This is a genomic window from Flavobacterium celericrescens (assembly GCF_011392075.1).
Lineage (GTDB): Bacteria > Bacteroidota > Bacteroidia > Flavobacteriales > Flavobacteriaceae > Flavobacterium > Flavobacterium celericrescens.
Genome location: NZ_JAAJBV010000005.1, coordinates 219,491 through 233,058 on the forward strand (window position 1 = coordinate 219,491; position 13,568 = coordinate 233,058).

Here is a 13,568-nt window from a genome sequence, read left to right on the forward strand (position 1 = left end):
ATTCTAATTCTGCTCAAATGCAAAAACATTTTTATTAACAACTAACGACTGTATTTTCTTTTGCGTAAGAATGTAAATAAAAAACCAAAGATAGCTAAAATAACTACTGGTAATCCGACAGTTACCATTTGTGCTAGGGTATAATTTTTATAAACTTCTTCTTTGTTTAATAAGGGTAAATCAACATCTTTACTTCGGATGTTAATAAGTCCATTGTCATCTAAAAGATAATTTACACAGTTCATTAAAAACTCTTTGTTTCCATAGAGTTGGTTGGTCCATTTGTCAAAACCTAATTCTAGTGGCGTTCCTTTATCCAATTGGTTTTTAATAACGTCACCATCAGAAATCACAATCATTTTATTGTCTTTACCAACCGCTTGAAAAGTATTGTCGCTAAAAGGCAAAACTCTGTTTTGATAAGCCGATTTGAATTTACCTTCTAACAACACAGCTACAGGAAGTAATCCTTTGCCTTCATATTCTTCAGGTGTGGTTTCTTCGGTTACCATGTCTAATGAAATTGGTGTAGGCGTACCTATTGGTTTTGAATATTCAGACGAACTCAAAAGTACTGTTTTCTTTAAGTCGTTTTTTAGTAATTCAATCGGGGAAGCAAATTCATACTTAATCCCTTCCATATTTTTAACAATAGGATTAGTAGAAGAAGGATAAATAAATGGCGAAAATTTCCAAAAATATTCTTGCAATTGGGTTTCGCTTCCTTGATTTCCAGAAGCAATTTTGATAGGTGTTGCTTGCTCGTCTTTAATCAATAACGGATTCATACGAATACCATATTTGAAGAACATATCGGTTAAATTCAATTCGCGTTGGTGTGCTAAAATAGTACCGGTTTCGTTGTACATGCTGTCCATATCTGCCGAAACCGCATCAACTAACCAAAGTGTTTTGCCGCCATTAATAACAAATTGATCCAGTACTTGCTTTTCAGCTTCTGTGAATGCCTCGGTTGGTTTTGCTATTATCGCTAAATCATATTTTTTTAAAGCTTCTAAACTTTGATTAGGCTGTTTGGCTACAGAATCTAACGTAAATGTACCAATGTAATAACTCTCACGAACCGACTTCACAAAATCAGCGATAAAGGCATCATGCAATTCCCCATTTCCTTTGATAACGGCAATTTTCTTTTGCTTGTCTTTTGAGATTTTATTGATAGCTTCTGCAAAACCAAATTCTAAATGTTGTACCGAACTGATTACTTTTTCTTCAGTAGAAGCGCCCATAAGGTTTTTCAACAAACTTACTTTGGAGAATTTTTCACCATAAGTCGCTTGCGCCCATGGGAATACTACTTCTTGCGATTGCTTTCCTTTGTCTTCCACAGTGATGCTCAACGGTTGCATGCCTCTTTCATAGAATTGCTTCATAACTTCCACACGCATTTCTTCCTTCTCAATTGGATTTTTGAATTGGAAAACTATGTTTGAATTATAGGCCGAAAATTCCTCTAACAATTGTTTGGTTTCATTTTGCAAACGCTTGAACTCTGGCGGAAAATTCCCTTCTAAATACACATCAATATACAACGGACTATCCACTGTTTTGATAATGTTTAAAGTCGTTTCGGATAAAGTATAACGTTTGTCTTGCGTTAAGTCAAAACGCTTGAAAAAGAAGTTGCTGATTAAATTGATAACGATAACTGCTAAAAATACAATTCCGAATTGCTTTAAAGCTTTTGATTTGTTTGCTGCCATTACCATTTCAAAGATTTAAGTTGATAAACCGTTGCGGATAAAAAAAGAAATGTTACACTTATGAAATAAATAATATCACGTGTATCTAACACACCGCGACTCATACTCTTAAAGTGAAAATCCATCCCTAAACTCGCAAAAACTGAATTATAGCTTCCAAAGAATGAACCCAAACCATCAAACCCAAAATAGAAAAAGAAACAACAAAAAACAGCAATTATAAAAGCCACAATTTGATTGTCTGATAAGGTTGAGGTAAAAATTCCAATCGCTGTGTAAGCCGCAATTAAGAACAATAAGCCAAAATAAGAACCCAAAGTACTACCCATGTCAATATTGCCTTGTGGGTTTCCAAAATGTGAAATCGTTAACACATAAATTATAGTAGGAACAATAGCCAAAACAATTAAAATAAAGGCACCAAAGAATTTTCCGTTGACGATATCCCAATTGGAAAGCGGTTTGGTAAACAACAATTCAATCGTTCCTTGTTTTTTTTCATCCGAAAAACTGCGCATGGTTACGGCTGGAATTAAGAAAATTAAAATCCAAGGCGCTAATTTGAAAAACGGACTCATATCGGCAAAACCCGAGTTTAATATATTGAATTCGCCTTCAAAAACCCAAAGAAATAATCCGTTGAGTAAAAGAAAAATAGCGATAACTAAATAACCTATCGGCGAACCAAAAAAGGATTTAATTTCTCGTAATAATAATGCTTTCATTTTTTATTGTTTGTTTCAGGTTTCAAGTTTCAAGTTTTTTTAACTCTCAACACCAACTTCTAATTTCTGAATTCTAAATTCTAATTTAATGTAACCAATCTGTCTACACTCCACGCTTCGGGTTTGTCGCTGAATAGTGTTTTAGTATAACTCCAAACTTCGTTAAATAGTGTAGAGTTTCTATATTTTTCTAATGCAGCTTCGTTTTCCCAATAGCTGTAAGTAAAGAAAATGCGGTTGTCGTTCTTGTCTTGATACAATTCTAAAAACTGATTGCCTTCAAAATTTCGAATATGCTGTTTCACTTCTTCAAAATTATTTAAAAAAGCTTCAATCTTATCTTCGTGGAAGCGCATTTTTACAATTCTTATAAACATTTTTCTAATTTTTAAATTCGATAGTAATCATGTCTCTAAATTTCAAGCCTAATAGGGTAGAGGCTGAACCTACGGTTTTAGGATTGCTTTTATAAATTGCGATTTCAAGGAAACCATTTTCGTTGAACAACGCTAAAAAATCACCTTCAAAATCTTTCAATTGCTTGTTTTCTACTATTGGAAAATCGGAATAGTTTTTATGTATTCTAGTGATTTTTTTATTCTTCACCTGAATTTCATAGGCTCTATTTCGGGCTACATCAATAAATTGTTTTTGCGAAATATTGGTTACACAATTTCCAAACGAGTCAATATAAATAATTTGTCCTTTTAAAGTGGTTAAATCATTCGAAACAATTGTGCTTGCAGCATTCACGTTTTTCAACTCGGTTATTTCTTTTCCAATGACATTCAATAAACCACCGCGCGCAATATGGCAAGCAACCGCTACAAAAACATCCATATCGCTAGCATTGTTGTGCAACCTATCGTGAATGTTGATGGCAACTATTTTTTGTGCTACTTTTTTCTGTAGTAAGGCATTCAAAATTCCGTTATCGGCACAAATAAAGAAATGATCATCCCATTGCAAGGCGATATGTTGGGTGTCAGCAACTCTTTCGCTGTCAACACCTATAATATGAATGGTACCTTTTGGAAAATTAGAATAAGCCGCTTCAATGCAGTAACTAGCTTCTAATGTGTTGAATAGATCAATATCGTGCGAAATATCAACAATAACAGCTTCTTTTAATTCCGATATAATTTTTCCTTTCAAAGCTCCTACAAAGTAGTCTTTGTGTCCAAAATCGGTTGTTAGCGTAATTATTGACATTTTTTTGTTTATAACTTATTTGAAAAGCAACAGTAGTTTTTACTAAATTTGATTGCAAAGCTACTATAATTTTAGCGTTTCAAAAATAATTAAAAAAAGAAAGCCCTTGAACGAAAGAGTCATTGAATTAATCGACATCGCTCCAAAAGAATTTTGGGGTGCGCAAGACACTCATCTTGAGACCATTAAAAAGTATTATCCAAAATTAAAAATTGTAGCTAGAGGCACTACTTTAAAAGCTTTTGGTGAAGCAGAGATTTTGGATGAATTTGAAACGCGTTTCAGGAGATTGATGCATCACTTTTCTAGATACAACAGTATAGATGATAATGTTATTCTAAGAGTGCTTGAAACAAGTCATCAACATGATGTACACCACATGCACGATAGAGATAAAATCTTGGTGCATGGAATAGGAGGTAAGCTTATTAAAGCAATGACGCCTAACCAGCAAAAACTAGTAGACACCATTCACAAAAACGACATGGTATTTGCTATTGGTCCCGCCGGAACAGGAAAAACCTATACAGGTGTTGCTATGGCTGTAAAAGCATTAAAAGAAAAACAAGTCAAACGAATTATTTTAACGCGTCCAGCAGTAGAAGCAGGAGAAAATTTAGGCTTTCTTCCAGGGGATATGAAAGAAAAGCTAGATCCATATATGCAACCGTTATATGATGCGTTGCGCGATATGTTGCCACCACAAACTTTGGAAGATTATATTTTAAAAGGAATTATCCAAATTGCTCCGCTGGCTTTTATGCGTGGTCGTACGTTAGATAATGCCTTTGTAATTTTAGATGAAGCGCAAAATACCACCCATTCGCAAATGAAAATGTTCTTAACGCGTATGGGAAAAAATGCCAAATTCATGATTACAGGCGACCCAGGGCAGGTAGATTTGCCACGAAGAACAATTTCTGGATTAAAAGAAGCCATCCTAATTCTAAAAGATGTAGAAGGCGTGGGAATTATCTATTTAGATGATAAAGATATTGTCCGTCACAGATTAGTGAAGAAAATCATCGATGCTTACAAGAGTATTGAGAATAATGATTAGAAATAAAATAATTATACAATTGAAAAACAGCTATTTAAGGCTGTTTTTTTGTTTTTATAACAATTCTTTAAAAGTTGGGTCTTTTAGTTATTTGTTTTTAGTTTATATTTAACTAAAATGTTAAATAAATGAATAATATTAAAAAATAAATAATATTTGATAAAAAATGTTTTCAATATCGATAAAAAATATAAATAAATGTTAAATTTGAAATATTAAATCTTAAATAAACTAAAAATGAACCTAATTCCCCTTTTTTATGAAGAAAAATTACTTAACACTAATAGCGTTACTATGTTGCTATACGATTAACGCTCAGGTGGGCATTGGCACAGTTACCCCACAAGCTTTTTTAGACATTAATTCAAATACACAAGGTGTTTTAGTTTCCAGAGTAGCGCTAACAGCTCGAAATGTAGCTTTGCCTGTTGTAAATCCGCAAGGAGGTGCTCTTGCAAACGGAACGCTGGTTTTTAATATGAATACAAGTGGAGTTGCTCCGCTAAATGTATCTCCAGGTTTTTACTTCTGGGATGGAACACAATGGGTTGCATTAGATGGTACTGGAGGACGCGATTGGTCTTTATTAGGAAATTCAGGTACCAATCCTGCTACAAATTTCTTAGGAACTACAGACAATCAAAATTTAATTCTTAGAACAAATAATCTTCAACGAGCTGTTGTTCGCTCAGATGGAAATGTTGCCATCAATTCTGCAGGTGACGCATTTACAAAACTTTATGTTTCAACTACTGGAGCTGGAAATGATGCCGTTCATGGTGCCAATAATGACAATATAGGTAATGCCTTTTGGGGTACCAATGTTAATAATGGTGGAACAGCTATTTTAGGTGGTGCGGGTCCAGGCGCAAGTATTTTCCCAAGTACAGGTGCTGGAGTTGCAGGTTCGGGACCTTTTGTTGGGGTTTATGGCTCAAATGGGTTTGGAAATCCTAATAATGCCGCACATTATACCAATTGTGCAGGAGGTTTTGGACTAGATTCTGATAATAACGTTGCGACTTTAAATTCAAGTGCCTTTGCTAAAATAGCTGGAATCGATAATATTTCTCCTGATGGTGTTTTGGCCAATCGTAGAAGTTTGTATGGCGGTTATTTTAATGGCGGTGTTGGAGCTGGTCAATCGTATGCTTATGTCGGAATAAAATACAATGCAACGGCTGCTGGTGGCGGTGGAACCAATTATAAAATCATTGGAAACGGAACCAATTCTACCATGATAATGGACAAAGAAAACAAACCACGCGTACTATTTTCGCCAGAAGCTCCAGAAATTTTATTTGAAGATTACGGAACTGCCGCATTAGTCAATGGGGAAGTTTATGTTCCAATTGATGAGGTTTTAAAAGAAGCTTTATTTATTGATGACAACCATCCTTTGAAAGTGTTTATCCAATTAGAAGGCGATTGCAACGGTGTTTTTGTTACCGAAAAATCAAGAAATGGCTTCAAAGTAAAAGAATTGGCTGGCGGTACAAGCAACACCAAATTCTCATGGCACATTGTTGCCAACCGTGCTGACGACAAAGATGCACAAGGAAATATCACATCAGAACACGTAGGACTTCGCTTGCCTTATGGTCCTGTGGCAGCAAAAGAAACTCAATTAGCAACCAAAAGCAATGAAAAAAATATAGTTGCACCAAAATAATAATATGAAAACATTTTTAACGTAAAACCCATTGATTACTAGTTTGAATCAATGGGTTTTATATTTTCTAATTTTCTTGTTTATCTCTTCATAACAAATTACTTTTGCACCACACAAACAACAACACAACATAATGAATACAATTACGACTACCCATTTCAATTTTCCAGGTCAAAAATCGGTGTACCGTGGAAAAGTTAGAGAAGTTTACAATATCAACGATGACTTATTAGTGATGGTCGCTACCGACCGTCTTTCAGCATTTGATGTGGTTTTGCCTAAAGGAATTCCTTACAAAGGTCAAATCTTGAATCAAATTGCAACGAAGTTCATGGAATTAACTGCTGATATTGTTCCGAATTGGTTAGTAGCTACACCAGATCCAAACGTAGCGGTAGGACATTTATGTGAGCCGTTTAAAGTAGAAATGGTAATTCGTGGTTATTTATCAGGACATGCAGCACGTGAATATGCTGCAGGAAGAAGAATCCTTTGCGGTGTGGAAATGCCAGAAGGCTTAAAAGAAAACGATAAATTCCCAACCCCAATCATCACGCCAACAACTAAAGCGGATAACGGTTCTCACGACGAAGATATTTCGCGCGAAGCTATTTTAGCCAACGGAATTGTTACCGAAGCAGATTACCTAATTTTAGAAAAATACACTAGAGCCTTATACCAAAGAGGAACTGAAATTGCAGCCTCTCGCGGTTTAATCTTAGTAGATACGAAATACGAATTCGGGAAAACAAAAGACGGACAAATCGTATTAATCGATGAAATCCACACACCTGATTCTTCGCGTTATTTCTATGCTGAAGGGTATCAAGAAAGACAAGACAAAAACGAAGAGCAAAAACAATTGTCAAAAGAATTCGTACGTCGTTGGTTAATTGAAAACGGGTTCCAAGGAAAAGAAGGCCAACAAATTCCGTTTATGTCAGACGAATACATCGAAACAGTTTCAGAACGTTACATTGAGTTATTCGAAAACATCATTGGAGAGAAATTCGTAAAAGCGGATATTTCAAACATCAACGAAAGAATCGAGCAAAACGTTTTGAATTATTTACAGAATAGATAAGATATATAAAATCCCAAATGATTCATTTGGGATTTTTTTATTAAAGTACTTTCTCTACCGAAAAACTTGTGGATAATGATGTTCCAGTAGAGCCGCTATTTTGAAATTTTAATTTGGCATCTCTAGTTACAAATGACGCATAATCGGAGAAAATTCTAAAGCCGTAGGAATGTCCCACTTGCAATTGCAAATAATTTGAAATACCATAACTTTCATTTCTTCCAGCCGTCATTCCCGAATTGTTATTGTCGCGGTGTTTGAAGGTTCTTCTTAACACCCATTGATTTGCTGTGAAATCCCACAAACCTATCAAAATATCCAAATCATCTGTATCGCTAGAATAATCGCCAATATCAAAATCCATGGAAATTTTATAATAACCCGTAACTATAGGAGAATACCTTCCAGTAGTGTTGTTGTATTCGCCCAACACATCAATAAGCTCTGTTGATAACACAATATCTTTGAAGCCAAAATCAGTGTCAAGTGCAATATCAGAAGCTAAAAAGCCTACGAATTTTGTGCCAGGTGCTGTGTTACTTGTAAAAGTGGTAACTAACGTTCCGTCAGGTAAAACCGAAACAGGTGTGGTCATTCCTGAACCATTGGACAAGCCTCTTACTCTTAAATCACCGTTAACGTCTAATTCTTCGGTTGGTGAGGTAGTTCCAATTCCTACTTGCGCATGTAAAAAAATTGAAAAGAAGAATACAATAAAAAGACAACTTGTTCTCATAACTAACATTAAGATTTTTTTGAATGGATTAAAACAAAATCTTAGCGTTAAATTCAGGTAGGTAGGGGTTATTTACAGCACGAATTTTAGAACTTTTAACAGAGTAACAAAAACAAATCGATGAAATACCATAAAATCTGTTGACTTTGCCAATTGTAGGAAAATAGAAGTTAAAAAAAACAGCCAATACTAAATTGGCTGTTGAATAGGGTGTGAGTGGATGAACGGTTTTTTGTTTTTTGTTTTGCCACGCGAAGGGATTCGCGCGGGAGCAGGGGCTGTTAGGCACAGTTATTTTGTTAATCTTATTTTTTTGAGTAAAGTTTCTCCCTCTTGAGTTATTGAATATATTTTTGAATCATTAATTGCATTTCTAAGAAACTTTATTAAACCAAGTTCTATAAAATAGTCCGAGTGTTTGTAATTATTTGGAATTGAATTTCCTTTGTTTATTTTGGTACAAGTATCCAAGAATTCTTGTAAGAGTTCTTTTTGGTTTAATTTGTCTAACAATATTGTTGTTGAATCAGGATCAACTTTTTTTACACTTCTGGTCGTTTTCTTTTCTGAAGTATTAGTAGTAATATTTTCTAACTTCGCTTTACTTATTTCAATTATTTCTTCTTCTAGACCTTTGATTCTAGCTTCTAATCTTGATTTTGATTCACGTTCTTTATCGAGTCTTATTTGTAAATCATCACTTTCAGCTCTAATTCTTTCATATTCTGTTTTAAGTACAATTGATTTAGAGTCAGTAATTTTGTATATCCATGGAGTTAACTGTTTCTCAGAAAGATTAACAATAAATCTCGACAAATTTAATAGTAAGTAGGTTAAAATCAATAAACCAAAAGCCCATAGAATATTCGTGAGCAAATTTGTTATGAAATCATTGTTCTTGTAGTAATTAAAAATAAATTTTTTTTTATCATTTAAATTACAATCACTGTCAAAATTAAAAAGAGTATAAATTAATTCCCAATTTCTAATTATCCAAACTAATAAGTAAGTTCCAAGAAATGGATTTTTTGTTTTTTCTTTAAAATTGTCTGAAAATGAGATTAAAAAGTCTTTTACCATAATTTTGGAGTATAATTGTGCCTAACGTGATGCGGCTTTGCGAGGTTGCGAACTTCGTAACCGCTAAATTTTCCACTAAGATAAAATTTCTTGCGAAACGAGAACGTGATTTCACTAAAAAGTTCGCAATCTTGCAAAACCGCTGTTGTGTGCAGTTACTATATAATGATTGGTTTTGAATCAGCTTTGTTAAAGATTTTTATGCTTCCGTCTTGCGATATTTTTATTGAAATTCCATTATAAGCTAATGCTCCAGCAGCACTTTCACCAGTTCCTTTTACACCATGAATTTTTATCTTTCCAAGATCTACAATGCAACCAAAAAATTGGAGAAATCCTTTTTTATCGATTATGGTTGCTCCATCGCTAGACAAATAGCGAATAATATGATTAGTGAACGATTTGTCTTTTATGGAAATGGGCGTTTTAATTAATTTATTCTTGGTTGTAGGTTTAATCATTTCATCAATATTATCAATATTTATTGGTAGCCAGATAAGAGAGCTAATTGAATTTTTTGAGCAGTAAATTACAAAAAACAAAAAGCTTTCAATGAGGTCTTTGTCTTCAAAATGATGTTCAAAAATTGAGCGAATAAAATTGAAATCTCTATATTTCCAATGGTTTTCACTGTAACTTATTTCGATATTATCAGAATTAATAATAGAAAATAGTTTTTCATTTTCAAGTTTGAATAAGAGGTCAGCACCTTTTAAACTTCTTGCCAACACATGACTATCTATATAATTTACATTTTCATATTCATGATCTACAACAAAAAGTTGTGTCAAAACTAAAGACTTATTACTAATAAAAAAGGTTTTTTTTCCATCTACTAGGTACCAAAATCGTCTGTCAATTTCAACAGTATTTGCTAATGAAATATTATTTTTTAGAGCATAAGTTTTTCCAAATCTTTTTCCTTCAATCTGATAGTCAAAATGTGCCTTAGTCATTATAACTCCTGTACTAAAATAGTTTCCTTCAAAAGAGGTTGTTCGGAGTTTACTGAAATAATCTATTAGATGTCTAACATGTCTATAATCGTAGCCTCCTTTTGATAAGTAATTTGCTATGAAATGAAGCAGAAGTTCATCTCCTAATTTGAATTTACATTGATTAAATCTTGCTTGGTATTGTTCGGTCAAAGTATGAGTTATAGCACCTTCTAGGATTGTTAAAAATCTCGCCGATTTTTTTATTCCTGTCTTGGATATTCTAAGACCAATTGAGGAAATCATTTTATCTTCCTCTAATATTCTCCCTAAAACGATTACATTATCATCATCTATTGGATAAAATCCTCTCTTATGATTAGCAAGAATATCGATGTTATATTTTTTTAGTTCACTTAAAGGATTTATAAATATTGTAACATTACAACATAAAAACTTAGATAATGATTCTTGCAATACATTTAGGCCAAATTGTTCTAAATCTATATAGCCTCTTATATTTTTTACTTTAGTATATTCCATATTAAATTTATGGTTGCTGAGTAATTGCACACAACTAGTAAATATCATAAATAACTTACTATTTTCAAAATCGCAATTTAAAAATTCTCCACCAATAAATTGCTGTAGATTTTCTGTAGCAAATGTTAAATTTTTGGGGTATTGCACAAAAAAAATCCTCAAACAAATGAGGATTTTAGGTTTTAGGTGTAAAAAACGGTTCTCGTCTTCGCTTGAACTGGCTTTTTATTTCTTAAAATAACTAAACGTTTCGTTATTTTCAATTTTCAATAACGTTTCGTAAATCAATTTAATTACATTTTCTACGTCTTCTTTGTGTACCATTTCTACCGTAGTGTGCATATAACGCAACGGTAACGAAATCAAAGCTGAGGCAACACCACCATTGCTGTAAGCAAACGCATCCGTATCGGTTCCTGTTACTCTAGAAGTCGCATGGCGTTGGAACGGTATTTTGTTTTCAACCGCTGTGTCTACAATCATTTCACGTAACACGTTTTGTGTCGCTGGTGCGTAAGCAATCACAGGGCCGCGTCCCATTTTTAAATCGCCTTCAATCTTTTTGTCAATCATGGGCGTAGTGGTGTCGTGGCAAACATCGGTTACTATGGCAACGTTGGGTTTAATGCGTTGGGTAATCATTTCGGCACCACGCAAACCAATCTCCTCCTGCACCGAGTTCACGATGTACAATCCAAAAGGTAATTTCTTTTTGTTCTCCTTTAGTAAACGTGCTACTTCGGCAATCATAAAACCACCCATGCGGTTGTCAATGGCTCTACATACAAATTTGTCGTTGTTCAATACCTCAAAATTATCAGGATAGGTAATCACACAGCCTACATGAATGCCTAATGCTTCGATTTCGGCTTTCGTAGAGCAACCACAATCAATAAAGATGTTTTCAATTTTTGCGGTTTCTTCTGCTTTTCCGCTTCTGCCTCTAGTGTGAATCGCTGGCCAACCAAATACACCACGCACAATACCTTTCTTCGTATGAATGTTCACTCGCTTCGATGGTGCAATCTGATGATCTGAACCTCCGTTTCTAATCACGTAGATTAATCCGTCATCCGTAATATAATTCACATACCACGAAATTTCATCGGCATGCCCTTCAATCACAACTTTATAAGGCGCATCTGGATTAATAACACCTACCGCACTTCCGTAGGTATCAGTAATAAAGGTATCTACATAAGGTTTTAAATACTCCATCCAAATTTTTTGTCCTTCCGATTCATATCCTGTAGGCGAAGCATTATTCAAATAATTTTCCAAAAAAGCCATCGACGACTTCTTTAATATCGATTTTGTACTCATATTATAATGTAATTTTTTGCTAAAATAGAAATAAGTCTTTAGAGTTACATAATATTTCAATATTTTTGGTTTACTTTTTGATATTGGATTAGGTATAAGGAATTAAAAACAATCAAAAAGACCATTTATGAAATATTTAGTAAGCATCCTTTTAGTATTCACCGCTTTTAATAGCAAGGCACAAACGCAGCAAGACACTATTAAGTTAACAGAACAAGATTCTGCGATATTTTATTCTATCGATTTGAATGAAATCAAAATTTTACCCAATGGAGAATATAGTGTTAGCGATGATAGAAAGAATTTTTTAATTCTAAAAAGGAGAGTTTATAAAGTATATCCGTATGCAAAGTTAACCGCTGATAAGCTGACGCAGTTAAATGCTACAATGGCTAAACTGAAAACCAATAAGGAAAAGAAAAAGTATTTTAAAATTGTAGAAAAGTACTTAGAAGAAGAATTTGAACCAAGATTAAAAAAGTTATCCCGTAAAGACGGACAAATTTTGGTGAAGTTAATCCATAGACAAACAGGACAATCTACATACGATTTGATAAAAGAATACAAAAGCGGCTGGAAAGCTTTTTGGGCAAACTCAACCGCCAGATTATTTGATATCAACCTCCGAACCGAATACAAACCATATACAGTTCAAGAAGATTTTCATATCGAAAACATATTAGCAACCGCTTTTGAACAAAAAATGTTAACCAAGCAAGAAGCTTCCACACCTATAGATGTACCCGCACTAAACAAGTTGTGGGAAGAAAAAGCCAAAAAGCAAGATTAGTTTTAGAACCCTTGTCCTTTCCGAGCTTGCGAGGAACCCTTTGTTCTTGAACTTGCTCTTGAACTTGAATTTGAATTTGCCCTTGTCATTCCGCCGAAGTAGGAATCTCCTTTGCAGCAGGCTATGGCTTAACGGAGTTAAGCCCATAACCTGAAACCTGAAACTTGAAACCCTCCAACCACTTCTATGAACTTTTCACCCACTATATATAAGTACCAAAAACTTCTATGACTTATATGTTGAACAAATCTTTTCGCAACCATTGCGCCGTCTTCGCGATCAATGCGGTTAAACGATAAAAAAACTTTGTTGTATTAAATCCTTGTTATCAGTGAGTTAAGAAAAACATCGAAAAAAAGACGAAAAAAAGATTACAAAAGGCTTGTGGATAAAGAAAAGATTTCTACTTTTGCACCCGCATTAGAGCAGAAGTTCATACACAAACTGGAGTATTAAACAAATCAAAAAAAACTTTAAAAAAAGTCAAAAAAAGATTTGGATAATAGAAAGTAAAGGTAGTATCTTTGCCGACCCGAAACGAAAGAATCGGGGAGTATAAGTTCTTAAAAATAGTGGCTAAGTGGATTAGAAAAAATAATCAAAAAATTTTTTCAAAAAAGCTTGCCAGATTAAAAAAGAGTTGTACTTTTGCACCCGCTAATCGAATGAGAGGCGATAAAAAGA

At 34.0% G+C, this 13,568-nt stretch carries 12 protein-coding genes; 4 read left to right on the forward strand and 8 right to left on the reverse strand.

The annotated features are described in order from the left end of the window. Positions 1-41: 41 nt before the first annotated feature. From gldG to G4L40_RS08810, 4 genes are all read right to left on the reverse strand, one after another. Positions 42-1,724, reverse strand: coding sequence for a gliding motility-associated ABC transporter substrate-binding protein GldG (gene gldG, locus G4L40_RS08795; RefSeq protein WP_166236831.1), 1,683 nt, complete (start codon positions 1,722-1,724; stop codon positions 42-44). Then, positions 1,724-2,449, reverse strand: coding sequence for a gliding motility-associated ABC transporter permease subunit GldF (gldF, locus tag G4L40_RS08800; protein WP_166236832.1), 726 nt, complete (start codon positions 2,447-2,449; stop codon positions 1,724-1,726). Before gldF ends, gldG begins: the two co-directional genes overlap by 1 nt. 80 nt (positions 2,450-2,529) lie before the next feature. After that, the gene (locus G4L40_RS08805) at positions 2,530-2,826 is read right to left on the reverse strand and encodes a putative quinol monooxygenase (RefSeq protein ID WP_166236833.1); all 297 of its coding nucleotides are present in this window, start codon (positions 2,824-2,826) and stop codon (positions 2,530-2,532) included. Between the two features lie 4 nt (positions 2,827-2,830). Then, positions 2,831-3,661, reverse strand: a complete 831-nt coding sequence (locus G4L40_RS08810; RefSeq protein WP_166236834.1) for an SAM hydrolase/SAM-dependent halogenase family protein — start codon at positions 3,659-3,661, stop codon at positions 2,831-2,833. A gap of 106 nt (positions 3,662-3,767) precedes the next feature. On the opposite strand from G4L40_RS08810, the gene G4L40_RS08815 reads away from it, so the two are divergent. The 3 genes from G4L40_RS08815 to G4L40_RS08825 all read left to right on the forward strand — a co-directional run bounded on the left by G4L40_RS08815 (position 3,768) and on the right by G4L40_RS08825 (position 7,477). After that, the gene (locus tag G4L40_RS08815; protein WP_166236835.1) at positions 3,768-4,721 is read left to right on the forward strand and encodes a PhoH family protein; all 954 of its coding nucleotides are present in this window, start codon (positions 3,768-3,770) and stop codon (positions 4,719-4,721) included. Positions 4,722-4,980: 259 nt separating this feature from the next. Next, entirely contained in the window at positions 4,981-6,393 is a 1,413-nt protein-coding gene (locus G4L40_RS08820; protein WP_166236836.1) for a hypothetical protein, read from the forward strand. Between the two features lie 133 nt (positions 6,394-6,526). Next, on the forward strand, positions 6,527-7,477 hold the full coding sequence (locus tag G4L40_RS08825) for a phosphoribosylaminoimidazolesuccinocarboxamide synthase (RefSeq protein WP_166236837.1): 951 nt from the start codon (positions 6,527-6,529) through the stop codon (positions 7,475-7,477). 40 nt (positions 7,478-7,517) lie between these two features. Here the strand turns inward: G4L40_RS08825 and G4L40_RS08830 are convergent, their stop codons facing one another. From G4L40_RS08830 to G4L40_RS08845, 4 genes are all read right to left on the reverse strand, one after another. Beyond that, a complete protein-coding gene (locus G4L40_RS08830) occupies positions 7,518-8,213 on the reverse strand; it encodes a hypothetical protein (RefSeq protein WP_166236838.1) in 696 nt (231 codons plus the stop codon). 291 nt (positions 8,214-8,504) lie between these two features. Beyond that, positions 8,505-9,293, reverse strand: coding sequence for a hypothetical protein (locus tag G4L40_RS08835; RefSeq protein ID WP_166236839.1), 789 nt, complete (start codon positions 9,291-9,293; stop codon positions 8,505-8,507). A 158-nt stretch (positions 9,294-9,451) separates the two neighbouring features. Beyond that, the gene (locus G4L40_RS08840; protein WP_166236840.1) at positions 9,452-10,771 is read right to left on the reverse strand and encodes a hypothetical protein; all 1,320 of its coding nucleotides are present in this window, start codon (positions 10,769-10,771) and stop codon (positions 9,452-9,454) included. 225 nt (positions 10,772-10,996) lie between these two features. Beyond that, positions 10,997-12,094 carry a M42 family metallopeptidase gene (locus G4L40_RS08845; protein ID WP_166236841.1) on the reverse strand — a complete coding sequence of 366 codons (1,098 nt, stop codon included), beginning with the start codon at positions 12,092-12,094 and terminating at the stop codon, positions 10,997-10,999. 127 nt (positions 12,095-12,221) lie between these two features. Here G4L40_RS08845 and G4L40_RS08850 point away from each other — a divergent pair, with 127 nt between their 5' ends. Continuing rightward, positions 12,222-12,884 carry a DUF4294 domain-containing protein gene (locus G4L40_RS08850; protein WP_166236842.1) on the forward strand — a complete coding sequence of 221 codons (663 nt, stop codon included), beginning with the start codon at positions 12,222-12,224 and terminating at the stop codon, positions 12,882-12,884. Positions 12,885-13,568: the final 684 nt, after the last annotated feature.

Bases quoted from the DNA above. Each gene is read 5' to 3' on its own strand.
- G4L40_RS08850 (WP_166236842.1), top strand. From the start codon at position 12,222: ATGAAATATTTAGTAAGCATCCTTTTAGTATTCACCGCTTTTAATAGC.
- G4L40_RS08820 (WP_166236836.1), top strand. From the start codon at position 4,981: ATGAAGAAAAATTACTTAACACTAATAGCGTTACTATGTTGCTATACG.
- gldF (WP_166236832.1), bottom strand. From the start codon at position 2,449: ATGAAAGCATTATTATTACGAGAAATTAAATCCTTTTTTGGTTCGCCG.
- G4L40_RS08835 (WP_166236839.1), bottom strand. From the start codon at position 9,293: ATGGTAAAAGACTTTTTAATCTCATTTTCAGACAATTTTAAAGAAAAA.
- G4L40_RS08840 (WP_166236840.1), bottom strand. From the start codon at position 10,771: ATGGAATATACTAAAGTAAAAAATATAAGAGGCTATATAGATTTAGAA.
- G4L40_RS08845 (WP_166236841.1), bottom strand. From the start codon at position 12,094: ATGAGTACAAAATCGATATTAAAGAAGTCGTCGATGGCTTTTTTGGAA.
- G4L40_RS08830 (WP_166236838.1), bottom strand. From the start codon at position 8,213: ATGAGAACAAGTTGTCTTTTTATTGTATTCTTCTTTTCAATTTTTTTA.
- G4L40_RS08805 (WP_166236833.1), bottom strand. From the start codon at position 2,826: ATGTTTATAAGAATTGTAAAAATGCGCTTCCACGAAGATAAGATTGAA.
- G4L40_RS08825 (WP_166236837.1), top strand. From the start codon at position 6,527: ATGAATACAATTACGACTACCCATTTCAATTTTCCAGGTCAAAAATCG.
- gldG (WP_166236831.1), bottom strand. From the start codon at position 1,724: ATGGCAGCAAACAAATCAAAAGCTTTAAAGCAATTCGGAATTGTATTT.
- G4L40_RS08810 (WP_166236834.1), bottom strand. From the start codon at position 3,661: ATGTCAATAATTACGCTAACAACCGATTTTGGACACAAAGACTACTTT.